This window comes from Tsukamurella sp. 1534 (assembly GCF_000312385.1).
Lineage (GTDB): Bacteria > Actinomycetota > Actinomycetes > Mycobacteriales > Mycobacteriaceae > Tsukamurella.
This window is the reverse complement of record NZ_HE997628.1, coordinates 28,229-41,731: the sequence shown is the minus strand read 5'-3', so window position 1 is coordinate 41,731 and position 13,503 is coordinate 28,229. Positions and strand designations below refer to the sequence as shown.

The following is a 13,503-nucleotide window of genomic DNA, read 5'->3' as shown; positions in this document are numbered from 1 at the left end:
AGGATTCCCATGACCACCACCGATGCCGAACGCGACGCCGACACCGTATTGATGGCGGTGACCGACGGGATCGCCACCCTCACGCTGAACCGCCCGGACAAGCTCAACGCTCTGCACATCCGCATGCTCGCCCGGCTGCACGGGTTGGTCGACGAGATCGCCGCACGCGACGACGTCCGCGTGGTGGTCGTCAGCGGCGCGGGCCGGTCCTTCTGCGCCGGCCACGATCTCGAGGCCCTGGCCGAGGCCGATGCGGCGGAGGCGCGCTATATCGAGGGCGGCGCCGTCGACGCGCTGGAGGCACTCCCGATCCCCGTCGTCGGGAAGATCCGGGGTCACTGCCTCACCGGCGGCCTCGAACTCGCCCTGGCGTGCGACCTGCTGATCGCCGCCGACGATGCGAGCCTGGGTGACACGCACGGGAGGTGGGGCCTGGTTCCCGTCTGGGGGATGTCGGTCCGGCTGCCCGAGCGGGTGGGATACGCGCGGGCCAAGGAGCTCTCGTTCACCAGCCGCAGGATCGACGGTGCCGAGGCCGCCCGCATCGGCCTCGTCGATCATGCCGTCCCCGCCGGCGAGCTCGACGACCGCACGGCGGCCCTCGTGGCGGAGATCGCCGCGAACTCGGCCGGCTCGAACGCGCGGTTCAAGCGGCTCTACGCCGACGCGCGTCGGCTCCCCCGTCACGATGCGCTCGCGGCGGAACGCGATCTGCCGTACGGTTTCCCGCCGGACATGATGGAGCGGATGACCGGCGGCGCCGGGTAGCCCGCCGGGCGCGCGCCCGCTACAGCGCGACGCGCAGGATCCTGTCGTCGCCGTCGGCGGGGTCGCCGCGGCCGTCGGTGTTGTTGGTGAGAACCCACAGGTCGCCTCCGGGCGCGACGACCGCATCGCGGAGCCGGCCGTGCTCCCCGACCATCCGCTCGACCGCACCGCCGGGATCGGCGACGGGGACGTCCCGCAGCCGCTCGCCGCGCAGGTTCGCGATGTGCACCACGCCCGCCCGGATCGCGATGCCGCTCGGGCTCGCGACATCGGTCCCCCACTGCTGCACGGGATCGACGAAGCCGTCGCGGCGCGCGATGCCCTCCACCTCCGGCCAGCCGTAGTTGGCGCCCGCCCGCACGATGTTCAGCTCGTCCCAGGTGTTCTGCCCGAACTCGCTCGCGAACAGCCGCCCTGCGGCGTCCCAGGCGAGCCCCTGCACGTTGCGGTGCCCGAGGCTGTACACCGGCGATCCGGGAAACGGGTTGTCCGTCGGCACGTCCCCGGCCGCGGTGAGCCGCAGGATCTTTCCCGCCGACGACCCGAGATCCTGTGCGTCGCCACGGTTCCCGGCGTCCCCGCTCGCGATGTACAGCATCCCGTCGGGCCCGAACGCGATGCGGCCGCCGTTGTGGTAGTTCGCGGCGGGCAACCCGTCGAGGATCCGCTCCGCCGGGCCGAGCCCCAGCGAGCCCGGGACCCCGGTGATCGGGAAACGGTCGACACGGTTCTCGTTCGCGGCGGTGTAGTAGGCGTAGAGGAATCCGTCGCGGGCCGCGAGGCCGAGCAGCCCGCCCTCGCCACGAGGGGCGACACCGTCCACGACGGCCACCTCCCGCGCCCTCCCGCCGGGGCCGATTTCGACGATCCGGCCGGCGTCCCGCTCGCTGACCAGCGGGGCGCCGCCGTGGAACGCGATCGACCACGGGGCGTCGAGGCCGGACGCGACGACGGCGACCTCCCGCACGTCGCCGCGCACCGTCGGTGCCGCGGAGCCCGGCGGTGCGCCGCCGTCCTCCGTCGAACACGCCACGAGGGCGACCACGACCGCGCACCCGAGACAGGATCGCCGGAACGATCGGAGGGCTCGAGCACCGGAGCGTGACATGTCCCCTGTGTAGCACGGGATCGGTGCGGCACAGGGCCGCTCCCGCGGACCGGGACGGCATCCCACCCCTGCGGACACGCCGCCCACTCCTCCGGCCCCATCGGCGCAACGCCCTTCCGCGCCCCGCTCGACAGGAGCAGGATCGGTCGTGTCGTATCGGCCGGACACAAGGAGACGGACATGGCGGAACTGATGGTCGACTTCATCACCTCACTCGACGGATTCGGTGCGGCCGAGGGCTGGCCCGGGCTGTGGGGCATGGGAGGCCCGGAGTATTTGGCGTGGCTCGACGAGGAGAGCCGGATCGCCTACACCACTCTCATGGGCGCCACCACGTACAGGATGTTCGTCGGGTTCGCGGAGTCCGGCGCCGACTTCCTCGACGACCTCACCGCCCGGCCGAAGTTCGTGTTCTCCCGGACGCTGCGCGCACCGCTCGCGTGGGAGAACTCGACGCTGATCGATCGCGACGCCGTGGAGGCGGTGCGAGAACTCAAGCAGCGAAGCGAGACTCCGCTGCGTACGATCGGCAGCCTCAGCCTCTGCCGCGCACTGCTCGAGGCCGGCCTCGTGGACAGATACCGGGTCGTTGTCTTCCCGGTGGTGAACGGCGCCAGCGGCAGGGACCGGATCTACGACGGCTGGCCGGACGTCGCCCTCGAGACCGTCGACCACCGGACCTTCGACGGGCGGCTGCAACTCCTCGAGTTCGCACCGACCGTACTCGACGGGCCGCCGGCGGAACCCGCGCCCTGACCTCGGCAGAGAGCGTTGACGCACCCGCTCAGGCCGCGGCGGCGGTCAGCTGTGCGCGCATGGCGGCGTTGTCCCGCGTGACGGTGCGGGACGCCCCGAACAGCCCGATCGCGCTGATCACCAGCGACGTGGGCACCACCCACAGCAGGCTGTCACGCAGGCCGAGCGCCAGGGCCGCCTTCTCCGAGAGTCCGTCCGCCTGCGCCGATGCGGCGAAGTGATCGGAGATCATGCCCACGATGACGGGGCCGAGACCACCGCCCAGCAGGTAGAAGGCGGCGAAGAAGACCGCCACCGCGGTGCTCCGCAGCCGCGGCTCCACGACGTCCGCGATCGTGGGATAGGCGGAGGTGTAGTACAGGTACTGGAGGGTCCAGGCCACCGAGAAGACGACCACGAACAGCGCCACGTCCGACGTCCCCAGGGTGAGCGCCCAGAGCGTGAGCGGAGCGGCGATGAGGACGGCGATCGCGCCGACCGTCACCCGCGCGCTCGCCGACTTGGCGTCCGCGCGGTCCGCCAGCCATCCCCCGAGGAGCAGGCCGATCAGGCCTCCGACGCCGACCACGATGCCGACGAGGACGGAGGCCCCGGTGAGCTTGAGCCCGAAGTAGCGCATGAACATCGGGACCATGAAGGTGTTGACCGAGTAGGCGGCGACGTTCGCGCCGATGCCGGCGACGATGAGCCACCACATCGTGCGGACGGAGAGGATCCTGCGCATCGGGTTCCGCACCCGCTCGGCTTTGACCTGTGTCACCTCGGAGGCGCCGCGGAGAGGTTCTTTGACCAGGAAGAAGGCTATCGCCAGCACGATCCCGGGGACCGCGGCAAGGAAGAAGGGCGCCCGCCAGCTGTCGAAGGCGGTGGCGATGGCGCCCACCGAGAAGTACGCGGTGATCAGGCCCACGGGCAGGCCCATCTGGAACACCCCGAACGCACGGGCGCGCTTGTTGGCCGGGAACAGGTCGGCGATCATCGAATTGGCCGCCGGCGCGTAGCTGGCCTCGCCCACGCCGACTCCGAGCCTGATGAGGATCAGCGAGGTGAAGCTCCACGCGGCGCCCGTGGCGGCGGTGAGCAGGCTCCACACTGCGAGGCCGGCACCCATGATCCTGCCGCGCGACATGCGGTCCGCGGCGATGCCCAGCGGGATCCCGCACAGGGCGTAGATCACCGTGAAGGACGCGCTGAGCAGGCCGATCGCGGTGTCGGAGACCTGGAACTCCTCCTTGATCGACTCGTTGAGGATCGCCGGGATCGACCGGTCGTAGAAGTTGAAGGCGTTGGCTGCGAAGAGGAGTACCAGGACGCCCCAGGCGTTCGACGCCTGCAGCGGGCGGGCCGCACCCGGTTCGGGGATCTTGTCGACATCGGACATGGCGCCTCCCAGGGGCGGGCACCCGTCGCGGCTGCGGCCGGACCGGTGGGCGAGTGATCACCGGATTCAAGCACCGACCATCGTCCGGGACACCCGGTTTCCGTCAGCTTCGCGTTCGCAAAGTACGTGATTGCCACTGGCGCGCAGGATGATTCGCACCCGAAACTCACCTGTCGCCGAGGGGCCGTCCGGTTGACGCCGGACTGGCGGCACAGTGATCGTGGCCGAAACCAGCGGCTCGATCAGGCCGGACCGGCAGAGGACACCAGCGTCACCAGATGCGCGATCACGTCGTTCAGCGGATCGACGGACCGCTGAACCCGGCACAGGATGATCGCCCCCTCGATCGACGCGATCGCCACCGTCGCGAGGCTCGCCGCCGCACGCGGATCGAGCCCGTCCGTGACCATCGCGGCGGCGAAGACGTCGCGCCAGCGCCCCATCGTGTCGGCGACCGCCGGCCGGAGATGCTCCTCTTCGAACGAGCCCCCCACGGCGACGGAGACGACGGGGCATCCCGCAGCGAAGTCCGACTCGAGCAGGACGCCAGCCCAGAAGGCGGAGAACCGGCGCAGCGCCTCGACCGCGCCCTCGCCCGACGCCCCCTCGATGAGCGCGGTGATGGAGTCTCCCGCCAGGTCGAGGGCGTCGGCCACGAGCTCGGCCCGGCCTCCGGGGAAATGGTGGTAGACGGATCCGCGCGGTGCCGCACTCCGTTCCAGAACGGCATCGATCGTCACACCGGCGGCCCCCCGCTCGCGCATCAGGTCGACGGCGCTGAGCAGCATGCGCCGCCGGGTGTCCCGGCGTGGTGCCACGTTTCGCCCCCCTCTCGTCCTTGCTATGAATTATGGCCTAGTCCATAATAGGTCGATGAACGGCACACCGCCCAGCACCGACTGGCAGAAATCCGCGTGCATCCTCTGCGAGTGCAACTGCGGCCTGGAGATCCAGGTGGCCGACGGACGGCTCGCCAAGATCCGCGGCGACAAGGAGCACGCGACCTCGCACGGCTACACATGCGAGAAGCCGCTCCGCCTCGACCTGTACCAGAACGGTCGCGACCGGCTGACCTCACCACTGCGCCGACGACCCGACGGGACCTACGAGGAGATCGATTGGGACACAGCGATCCGGGAGATCGCGGCGCGACTCACCGCGGTCAAGCAGGCGCACGGTGGTGAACGGATCCTGTACTACTCGGGGGCGGGCCAGGGCAATCACCTGCCCGCCGCCTACGGGCAGTCGCTGCGCGCCGCACTCGGCACTCGGTTCTACTCCAACGCGCTCGCTCAGGAGAAGACCGGCGAGGCCTGGGTGGACGCCCAGCTGTACGGCACCCACACCAAGGGCGATTTCGAGCACGCCGAGGTCGTGATGTTCCTCGGCAAGAACCCGTGGCAGACGCACTCCTTCCCCCGCGCCCGGCCGGTGCTCAAGGAGATCGCCAAGGATCCCGAACGGTCGATGATCGTGCTCGACCCGCGCCGGAGCGAGACTGCGGCGATGGCCGACTTCCACCTGCAGGTGCTCCCCGGCACGGATGCGTGGTGCCTCGCCGCGATGCTCGGTGTCCTCATCGAGGAGGACCTCCTCGATCACGACTTCGTCGCCGAGCACACCGACGGCGCCGACGAGGTCCTCGACGCCCTCCGGCGGGTGCCGATCACCGCGTACGCCGCGACGTGCGGCGTCGACGAGCAGCTCATCCGTGCGGCGACCCGCCGGTTCGCGACGGCGTCCACCGCGACCACGTACGAAGACCTGGGAGTTCAGCAAGCACCGAACAGCACGCTCGTCTCGTACCTCAACAAGCTGCTGTGGATCCTGACCGGCAACTTCGGCCGCCCGGGCACGATGTACCTGCACTCGTGGTTCTCCTCCCCCGTCGCCGCGCCGGGTGGTGATCCCCGGCGCGCGGGCCGCGCACCGTCGAGCCACCTGAAGAAGACAGCGCGCGCGGCGATCGCACGCACGGTGGCGCTCGGCGCCGGTGGAATCTCCCGGGCGGTCCCCGCCGCAGTCGCCACGCCGGTGCCGAACGGCGTCGTCGACGCGTCCGCGCACGCGCTCCTGGCCCGGATGGCGCCGATGCTCAGTTCGGGCCTCGCTGCGGAGCAGCAGCCCAAGTCCGATCGCCGGACGCCGGTCACCGGCGCCCGGGTCATCGCGGGCCTGATCCCATGCAATTCGATCGCCGACGAGATCCTCACCGATCATCCGGAACGCCTGCGCGCCCTGTGGATCGACAGCTCGAACCCTGCCCACTCGCTACCCGAGTCCCGCCGCTTCATCGAGGCGATGCGCGCGTGTGAGCTGACCGTCGTGGTCGACGTCGCGATGACGGAGACGGCCCGCGAGGCGGACTACGTGCTCCCCGCGTCCAGCCAGTACGAGAAGTGGGAGTGCACGTTCTTCACGATGGAATTCCCGCACAACGCCTTCCAGCTCCGCGCGCCGCTCCTCGAACCGCGCCCGGGGACGCTTCCGGAGCCCGAGATCTACGCCCGCCTCCTGCGCGAACTGGGCGCGGTCGACGAGGCGCTGCTCGCGCGTTTGCGGACCGCCCTCACCGCCGGCGACGACGCCTTCGCGCTCGCGTTGTTCTCCGCCGCGGCGGCGGACCCGTCGCTCCTGAGGCTCATCGGCTACGTGCTGTACGAGACGCTCGGTCCGACACTGCCGCACGGCGCGCGCGGCGCCGCGATCCTCTGGGGCGCAGCACATCTGTGCGCACTCTCGCACCGCGGTGCGGTGGCGCGTGCGGGATTCACCGGCACCGGCATGCAGCCGGGCCAGAAGCTCTTCGACGCGATCCTCCGCGAGCGGTCCGGCGTCACCTTCTCCGTCGACGAGTGGGAGAACGCCTGGGACTACGTGCTACGCAAGGACAACCGCTTCACGGTGGCGATCCCGGAGCTGCTCCCCGAGATCGACGCCCTCCGCGACGCTCCGTCGTCGTGGACCACGCCGGATTTCCCGTTCGTCCTGATGGCGGGCGAGCGGCGGTCGTTCACCGCCAACACCATCATCCGGGATCCCGCGTGGCGGCGCCGGGACGCGGGCGGCGCGCTGCGCATCAGCGCCGAGGACGCGGAGAGCCTCGGCCTGGATCCCGATTCCCGAGTCCTGATCACCACGGAGGCAGGGTCCCTGGAGTCCACGATCGAGATCAGCGACATGATGCGCTCCGGCCACGTCTCCCTCCCCAACGGACTCGGGATCGACTACCCCGGCGAGGACGGCCTCATCCGCCCCGGCGTCGCACCGAACGAGCTGACCAGCGCGAAACACCGCGACCGGTTCGCCGGAACCCCCTGGCACAAGTACGTCCCCGCGCGCATCGAGCCGGTCTCGACGTGACACCAGCAGTGGCGGCGTCCGGGGCCGATGACGCCGCCCCTGCGCGCCCCCTGGCCGCACTCGAGGACCGCACCGTCACTCCCGATGCACCGGCCGACCGAATGCGATCCGCGATGATCGGCACCGGTACGCGGCGCCTCGCCGTCGCAGCGCCCCGTGCGCGTGAGGGAGCTACAGCATGCAGCTGACGCAGCCCTCGACCTCGGTGCCCTCGAGCGCCATCTGGCGCAGGCGGATGTAGTAGAGGGTCTTGATGCCCTTGCGCCACGCGTAGATCTGCGCGCGGTTCACGTCGCGGGTGGTGGCGGTGTCCTTGAAGAACAGCGTCAGCGACAGGCCCTGGTCCACGTGCTGGGTGGCGGCGGCGTACGTGTCGATGATCTTCTCGTAGCCGATCTCGTACGCGTCCTGGTAGTACTCCAGGTTGTCGTTGTCCATGTACGGCGCCGGGTAGTACACGCGGCCGATCTTGCCCTCCTTGCGGATCTCGATCTTCGCCGCGACGGGGTGGATCGAGCTCGTGGAGTGGTTGATGTAGCTGATCGAGCCGGTGGGCGGCACCGCCTGCAGGTTCTGGTTGTACAGCCCGTACTGCTGCACGTCCGCCTTGAGGGCGCGCCAGTCGTCCTGCGTGGGAATGTGGATCCCCGAGTCGGCGAACAGCGTCGCGACCTTCTCCGTTACCGGCTTCCACTCCTGATCGGTGTACTTGTCGAAGAATTCGCCCGACGCGTACTTGCTGTTCTCGAAACCGCCGAACGACTGTCCGCGCTCGCGGGCGATGGCGTTCGAGGCGCGGATCGCGTGGAACAGCACCGTGTAGAAGTAGATGTTCGTGAAGTCGACGCCCTCGTCGGAGCCGTAGAACACCCGCTCCCGCGCGAGGTACCCGTGCAGGTTCATCTGGCCGAGGCCGATGGCGTGGGAGAGGTTGTTGCCCTTCTCGATCGACGGGACCGAGGAGATGTCGGTCTGGTCGGACACCGCGGTCAGGCCGCGGATCGCGGCCTCGATGGTGGCGCCGAAGTCCGGGCTGTCCATGGTCTTCGCGATGTTCAGCGAGCCCAGGTTGCAGGAGATGTCCTTGCCGATCTCGGCGTAGGAGAGGTCGTCGTTGTAGGTCGACGGGGTGGACACCTGGAGGATCTCGCTGCACAGGTTGGAGTGCGTGATCTTGCCGGCGATCGGGTTCGCGCGGTTCACCGTGTCCTCGTACATGATGTACGGGTAACCGGACTCGAACTGCAGCTCGGCGAGGGTCTGGAAGAACTCGCGCGCGTTGATCTTGGTCTTGCGGATCCGCGAATCGTCCACCATCTCGTGGTACTTCTCCGACACGTTCACGTCGGCGAACGGCACCCCGTACACGCGCTCCACGTCGTACGGGGAGAACAGGTACATGTCGTCGTTGTTCTTGGCCAGCTCGAACGTGATGTCCGGGATGACCACGCCCAGCGAGAGCGTCTTGATGCGGATCTTCTCGTCCGCGTTCTCGCGCTTGGTGTCGAGGAAGCGGTAGATGTCCGGGTGGTGCGCGTGCAGGTAGACCGCGCCCGCGCCCTGCCGCGCGCCCAGCTGATTGGCGTAGCTGAAGGAGTCCTCGAGCAGCTTCATGATCGGGATGACGCCCGAGCTCTGGTTCTCGATCTTCTTGATCGGGGCGCCGTGCTCGCGAATGTTGCTGAGCAGCAGCGCCACTCCGCCGCCGCGCTTGGAGAGCTGCAGCGCCGAGTTGATCGACCGGCCGATGGACTCCATGTTGTCCTCGATGCGCAGCAGGAAGCAGGACACCGGTTCGCCGCGCTGCTTCTTACCCGAGTTGAGGAACGTGGGGGTGGCCGGCTGGAACCGGCCCGCGATGATCTCCTCCATGAGGCGGACCGCCAGCGTCTCGTCGCCGTCGGCGAGCGTCAGCGCCACCATGCACACGCGATCCTCGAACCGCTCGAGGTACCGCTTACCGTCGAACGTCTTGAGGGTGTACGAGGTGTAGTACTTGAACGCGCCGAGGAAGGTGGGGAACCGGAACTTCTTGGCGTAGGCGGAGTCGAACAGGTCCTTGACGAAGGCGCGGCTGTACTTCTCCAGCACCTCCGGCTCGTAGTAGTTCTCCTCGAGCAGGTAATCGAGCTTCTCGTCCAGGTTGTGGAAGAAGACCGTGTTCTGGTTGACGTGCTGCAGGAAGTACTGCCGCGCCGCCTCACGGTCCCTGTCGAACTGGATGTTGCCGTCCCGGTCGTACAGGTTCAGCATCGCGTTGAGCGCGTGGAAGTCCAGGTCGGTGTGGCCGGGCCCCGCGTGCACCCCCGACTGGCTGGCCGACGGTGCGAGGTCCTCTTGGGTTGCGGTCATGAGCGCGCACTTTCCTTGTCGTTGCGGGCGAAGAAGTCGGTGAGGCCGCTGCGGACGCGGGCTACGTCGTCCGCGGTGCCCATCAACTCGAATCGGTACAGGTAGGGAATCCGGCACTTCCGGGCGATCACGTCCCCCGCGAAGCAGAACTCCTCGCCGAAGTTGGTGTTGCCGCCGGCGATCACGGCGCGGATCAGCGAGCGGTTGTGCTGGTCGTTGAGGAAACGGATCACCTGCTTGGGGACGTAGCCCCCACCGGAGACGGCCGTCGCCTGCTTCCCGCCACCGTAGGTGGGGGTGATGAGGACGAACGGCTCGTCCACCGTGATCGGCTCCTCGGCCCGCGTCACCGGGATGCGCACGGCGCGCAGGCCCAGCTTCTTCACGAATCGGTGCGTGTTCTCGGACACCGACGAGAAGTAGACGACGAGCGGAGATGCCATGACTACGCCGTGGCTGCGACGTCCACGAGGGCCTTCACGCGGTCCGGGCGGAAGCCGGACCAGTGCGCATCGCCGGCGACGACGACCGGCGCCTGCAAGTAGCCGAGGGCCATCACGTAGTCACGCGCGTCGGCGTCCTCCGTGATGTCCACGACGCGGTACTCCAGCCCGGCCTTGTCGAGCGCCTTGTAGGTGGCGTTGCACTGCACGCACGCCGGCTTGGTGTAGACGGTGATCTCGACCTGGCTCATGGACGTTTCCCCTTCGCTCGACTCGGGGTGCGGCAGCCCGTACGACTGCCCGGAACCCCAGTATGGACCTGACGACTGACAAGTTCTTCGCCACGTTTGCCTGCGTGAACTCGGGTAGCCCGTGAGACGTACCTGGTCGTCCGTGAGCCTCCCGGACTCCCCCTGAGGGCGTCCGATCGCGCAGTGGACTGAACACTACACCTAGTGGTGCCTCCCGGGAAGCGACACAACCACTTGCGAACAACATTCGTGAAATTACCAGGTCGCAAGACGCACTTTCGGGCGTTTTTCATCGTGAATCCCCAGGACACGCCGAGGGTCCACGACACGCCGGTCGGACGGAATCCGTGGGCGCCACCGGCGTGTCGGGAGCGCCCCGGACGGCGCCCGGAGACGGGTCAGCGGACGGGCGCCACGAGCCTCTCGAGGAGGTCGCCCGCGCGCGTCGCGACGGCCTCGTGCTCACGCGGCGAGCGCCCGTCGAGGCCGGAGATGGGGAACTCCTCCACGAGCCCCTCGGGCACCTCGCCGCCGGCGATCGTGACGGCGCGCTCGGTGTCCGCGAGGGTGGTGTCCAGACGGTGCCCGACGGATGCCAGGGCCACCCGCTTACCGGAGAGCGCGCTGGCGCCGTAGGGGCGCGACCCCCAGTCGATGACGTTCTTGAGGACGGCGCTCACGGTGCCGTTGTTGGGCGGCGCGAGGAGCAGCAGCGCATCGGCTCCGGCGATCTTCTCGCGCAGCGCCGCGGCCGTCGCGGGCGCCTGGTCGCCGTCGATGTCCTCGTTGTAGAAGGGCACGTCGGCGATCCCCTCGGCGATCTCGACCCGCACCCCGTCGGGCGCATTCGCGACGGCCACCTCGGCCAGCTCCCGGTTGAGCGAGGCGGAGCGCAGCGACCCCACGACGGCGAGCACGGTGATCTCGGACATGAGCTCTGATTCCTTCCCGCGGACCCGTCCGGGCCGCATCCGCACAAGATAACGGACTTCGGTCCGTATTTCTTCCCCCGGATCATGGTGAGCCGAATCCGCGCCGGGTAGGCTCGGTCCGATGACCGGTCCACTCCTGCCCCTCGCGCAGCCCCAGCTGGAGCCGCGGCGCGACGCCGCGCGCAACCGCGAGCTGCTGATCGAGGCCGCCCAGCGCCTGTTCGCCGAGCGCGGCGTGGAGGCGGTGAGCATGGACGCCGTGGCACAGGCGGCCGGCGTCGGCAAGGGAACGGTGTTCCGCCGGTTCGGGTCCCGGGCGGGCCTGCTGCAGGCCCTGCTGGACCGGGACGAGACCGAGTTGCAGCAGCGGTTCATGTTCGGACCGCCGCCGTGCGGTCCGGGCGGCGACCCCACCGAGCGCCTCATCGAGTACGGCAAGGCGCGCATGCGGCTGATCGAACGCCACGGCGACCTTCTGCTGGGAGCCGAGCAGGCGGCCCGTGATCCGTACGACGAGCCGCCGTGGCGGGTGTCGGCGATGACGGTCCGCTCGATCCTCTCCGAGGCGGGGTGCATCGAGCACGCCGACGTGTGGGCGGGCGCCCTCATGGCCACGCTCAGCCCCGCATGGGTCCTGCACCAGCTCTCCTCGGGAGTGTCACAGGACACCCTCGAGGACGTCTGGGCCCAGCACGTGCGGCTACTGACCGCGCTCTGAGATCTTCGCCAGGTAGCTGAAGCGGTCGTTGGCGATCCGCATGGCGATCTCGTAGGGCAGCGCGAACTTCCGCTTCCAGAAGTAGCCGAACCGGGTGTCGAAGGACGTGTACACGAGGAACCGGTTCTTCAGCACGCCGTCGACGATCGCGCGCGCCGCCTTGTCCGGAGTCACCTTGGGGAACGCGTCGATCCCCTTGTTGACCTTGGGGTTGTCGCGATCGACGCCGTTGATCTCCACGGTCTTGACGAGGCCCGTCTCCACCGCGCCCGGCACCACCACCGAGACCCCGATGCCGTGCCGGCGGAGGTCGTAGCGGAGCACCTCGGAGACCCCGACGAGACCGAATTTCGCGGCCGAATAGGCGGCGTGCCACGGGAGGGCGAGCAGGCCCGCCGCGGACGACACGTTGACCAGCTGCCCGCCGCGCCGCGCCGCGATCATCGGCGGAACGAACGCCTCGATGACGTTGATCGGTCCCATCAGGTTGACGTCGACGGTCTTGCGCCACTGCTCGTGGGTGAGGTTCTCCACGGTGCCCCAGACCGCGATGCCGGCGACGTTCATCACGATGTCCAGCGACCCCGCGGCGGCGTGCACCTCCTCCGCGAAGGCGGTCACGGCATCGTAGTCGGAAACGTCGAAAGCCCTGGCCGCGATGACTTTCGCGCCCAGGGCGGTGACGTGGTCGGCTACTGCGTCGAGCTGCTCCGCATTGATGTCGGTCAGTGCGAGCTCGGCACCGTGCGCCGCGAGAAGTAGGGCGGTAGCGCGGCCGATTCCGCTGGCCGCACCGGTGACGAGGACCTTCTTCCCCTGCAGGTCCTCGATCGGCGGAGCCATGTGGACGAGCCGAGCGATATCGCGAAGTGCCATATCGCCAGCTTGCCAGAACCGGCCGCGCTACCGCTTCCCGCCGGGGCGTGACGTCCCCGACGGAAGCAGGTGAGGCGGATCAGCGCGTCACTTCGGCAGGAGCGCGCCGGCGCCGAGGATCGCCTTGACGATCTCCTGTGCGGCGGCGGGGCCCTGCGCGTCCTTCAGGGAGTTGAAGGCCTGCGGGCTGGAGAGAAGCGTGGACACGAGCTGCTGCCCCTGCGAGCTGGACAGGAACTCGGTGGCCTTGGGCCCCATCTCGACCAGGGTGTTCAGCCCCAGCGGCTGGGTCTGGCCCGGGAGCTGGATCGACGGGAGCTGCGGCAGGCTCATCTGCCCCACGCCCGGGATCTGGACCGACGGTGCCGGCTGGGCCGCGGGAGCCGCGGGTGCGGCGGCGGCCGGAGCCGGGGCCTGCGCCGCGGGGGCGCCGCCCTGCAGCATGGGAACGCCCGCCACGATCGGCGAGGTGCCGGTGCACGACGGTGCCACCGGCTGGGCGGCCGGCGCGGCGCCCGGGACGGCGGGAACGAGCGGGGTCTGCGCCGGAGCCGT

General features: G+C 69.3%; 12 protein-coding genes and 1 pseudogene. 4 read left to right on the top strand and 9 right to left on the bottom strand.

Annotation, left to right across the window (positions count from 1 at the left end):
- Window positions 1-9: 9 nt before the first annotated feature.
- Window positions 10-768 carry an enoyl-CoA hydratase/isomerase family protein gene (locus BN39_RS18275; RefSeq protein WP_019203893.1) on the top strand — a complete coding sequence of 253 codons (759 nt, stop codon included), beginning with the start codon at window positions 10-12 and terminating at the stop codon, window positions 766-768.
- Between the two features lie 19 nt (window positions 769-787).
- Here the strand turns inward: BN39_RS18275 and BN39_RS18270 are convergent, their stop codons facing one another.
- Entirely contained in the window at window positions 788-1,876 is a 1,089-nt protein-coding gene (locus tag BN39_RS18270; protein ID WP_040768686.1) for a PQQ-dependent sugar dehydrogenase, read from the bottom strand.
- Window positions 1,877-2,056: 180 nt separating this feature from the next.
- Here BN39_RS18270 and BN39_RS18265 point away from each other — a divergent pair, with 180 nt between their 5' ends.
- On the top strand, window positions 2,057-2,632 hold the full coding sequence (locus BN39_RS18265) for a dihydrofolate reductase family protein (RefSeq protein WP_019203891.1): 576 nt from the start codon (window positions 2,057-2,059) through the stop codon (window positions 2,630-2,632).
- A gap of 28 nt (window positions 2,633-2,660) precedes the next feature.
- Here BN39_RS18265 and BN39_RS18260 read toward each other — a convergent pair whose 3' ends face one another.
- A complete protein-coding gene (locus BN39_RS18260) occupies window positions 2,661-4,013 on the bottom strand; it encodes an MFS transporter (protein ID WP_019203890.1) in 1,353 nt (450 codons plus the stop codon).
- A 242-nt stretch (window positions 4,014-4,255) separates the two neighbouring features.
- Complete coding sequence (locus tag BN39_RS18255) at window positions 4,256-4,831, bottom strand: TetR/AcrR family transcriptional regulator (RefSeq protein WP_237741731.1); 576 nt, start codon at window positions 4,829-4,831, stop codon at window positions 4,256-4,258.
- 55 nt (window positions 4,832-4,886) lie between these two features.
- Between BN39_RS18255 and BN39_RS18250 the strand changes: the two genes are divergently transcribed.
- Window positions 4,887-7,376, top strand: a complete 2,490-nt coding sequence (locus BN39_RS18250; RefSeq protein ID WP_019203888.1) for a molybdopterin-dependent oxidoreductase — start codon at window positions 4,887-4,889, stop codon at window positions 7,374-7,376.
- A 171-nt stretch (window positions 7,377-7,547) separates the two neighbouring features.
- Here the strand turns inward: BN39_RS18250 and nrdE are convergent, their stop codons facing one another.
- From nrdE to BN39_RS18230, 4 genes are all read right to left on the bottom strand, one after another.
- Complete coding sequence (gene nrdE, locus BN39_RS18245) at window positions 7,548-9,728, bottom strand: class 1b ribonucleoside-diphosphate reductase subunit alpha (RefSeq protein ID WP_019203887.1); 2,181 nt, start codon at window positions 9,726-9,728, stop codon at window positions 7,548-7,550.
- The gene (gene nrdI, locus BN39_RS18240) at window positions 9,725-10,171 is read right to left on the bottom strand and encodes a class Ib ribonucleoside-diphosphate reductase assembly flavoprotein NrdI (protein WP_019203886.1); all 447 of its coding nucleotides are present in this window, start codon (window positions 10,169-10,171) and stop codon (window positions 9,725-9,727) included. The genes nrdE and nrdI overlap by 4 nt, the downstream gene beginning before the upstream one ends.
- A 2-nt stretch (window positions 10,172-10,173) precedes the next feature.
- Window positions 10,174-10,422: a glutaredoxin-like protein NrdH gene (gene nrdH, locus BN39_RS18235; RefSeq protein ID WP_019203885.1), complete on the bottom strand. Its 249-nt coding sequence runs from the start codon at window positions 10,420-10,422 to the stop codon at window positions 10,174-10,176.
- A 398-nt stretch (window positions 10,423-10,820) separates the two neighbouring features.
- Window positions 10,821-11,354, bottom strand: coding sequence for an NADPH-dependent FMN reductase (locus BN39_RS18230; protein ID WP_019203884.1), 534 nt, complete (start codon window positions 11,352-11,354; stop codon window positions 10,821-10,823).
- Window positions 11,355-11,475: 121 nt separating this feature from the next.
- On the opposite strand from BN39_RS18230, the gene BN39_RS18225 reads away from it, so the two are divergent.
- The gene (locus tag BN39_RS18225) at window positions 11,476-12,072 is read left to right on the top strand and encodes a TetR/AcrR family transcriptional regulator (RefSeq protein WP_019203883.1); all 597 of its coding nucleotides are present in this window, start codon (window positions 11,476-11,478) and stop codon (window positions 12,070-12,072) included.
- Here the strand turns inward: BN39_RS18225 and BN39_RS18220 are convergent.
- Together BN39_RS18220 and BN39_RS23575 are read right to left on the bottom strand one after the other, a co-directional pair.
- Window positions 12,055-12,948, bottom strand: a complete 894-nt coding sequence (locus BN39_RS18220) for an SDR family oxidoreductase (protein ID WP_040768684.1) — start codon at window positions 12,946-12,948, stop codon at window positions 12,055-12,057. The two genes, BN39_RS18225 and BN39_RS18220, sit on opposite strands and share 18 nt — an antisense overlap.
- Before the next feature lie 87 nt (window positions 12,949-13,035).
- Window positions 13,036-13,503 (bottom strand): annotated as a pseudogene (locus BN39_RS23575) (hypothetical protein); the annotation flags it as partial.

Excerpts from the sequence above, each read along its gene's own strand:
- BN39_RS18230 (WP_019203884.1), bottom strand. The coding sequence starts at position 11,354 with ATGTCCGAGATCACCGTGCTCGCCGTCGTGGGGTCGCTGCGCTCCGCC.
- nrdI (WP_019203886.1), bottom strand. The coding sequence starts at position 10,171 with ATGGCATCTCCGCTCGTCGTCTACTTCTCGTCGGTGTCCGAGAACACG.
- BN39_RS18225 (WP_019203883.1), top strand. The coding sequence starts at position 11,476 with ATGACCGGTCCACTCCTGCCCCTCGCGCAGCCCCAGCTGGAGCCGCGG.
- BN39_RS18220 (WP_040768684.1), bottom strand. The coding sequence starts at position 12,948 with ATGGCACTTCGCGATATCGCTCGGCTCGTCCACATGGCTCCGCCGATC.
- nrdH (WP_019203885.1), bottom strand. The coding sequence starts at position 10,422 with ATGAGCCAGGTCGAGATCACCGTCTACACCAAGCCGGCGTGCGTGCAG.
- BN39_RS18260 (WP_019203890.1), bottom strand. The coding sequence starts at position 4,013 with ATGTCCGATGTCGACAAGATCCCCGAACCGGGTGCGGCCCGCCCGCTG.
- BN39_RS18250 (WP_019203888.1), top strand. The coding sequence starts at position 4,887 with ATGAACGGCACACCGCCCAGCACCGACTGGCAGAAATCCGCGTGCATC.
- BN39_RS18275 (WP_019203893.1), top strand. The coding sequence starts at position 10 with ATGACCACCACCGATGCCGAACGCGACGCCGACACCGTATTGATGGCG.
- BN39_RS18265 (WP_019203891.1), top strand. The coding sequence starts at position 2,057 with ATGGCGGAACTGATGGTCGACTTCATCACCTCACTCGACGGATTCGGT.
- nrdE (WP_019203887.1), bottom strand. The coding sequence starts at position 9,728 with ATGACCGCAACCCAAGAGGACCTCGCACCGTCGGCCAGCCAGTCGGGG.
- BN39_RS18270 (WP_040768686.1), bottom strand. The coding sequence starts at position 1,876 with ATGTCACGCTCCGGTGCTCGAGCCCTCCGATCGTTCCGGCGATCCTGT.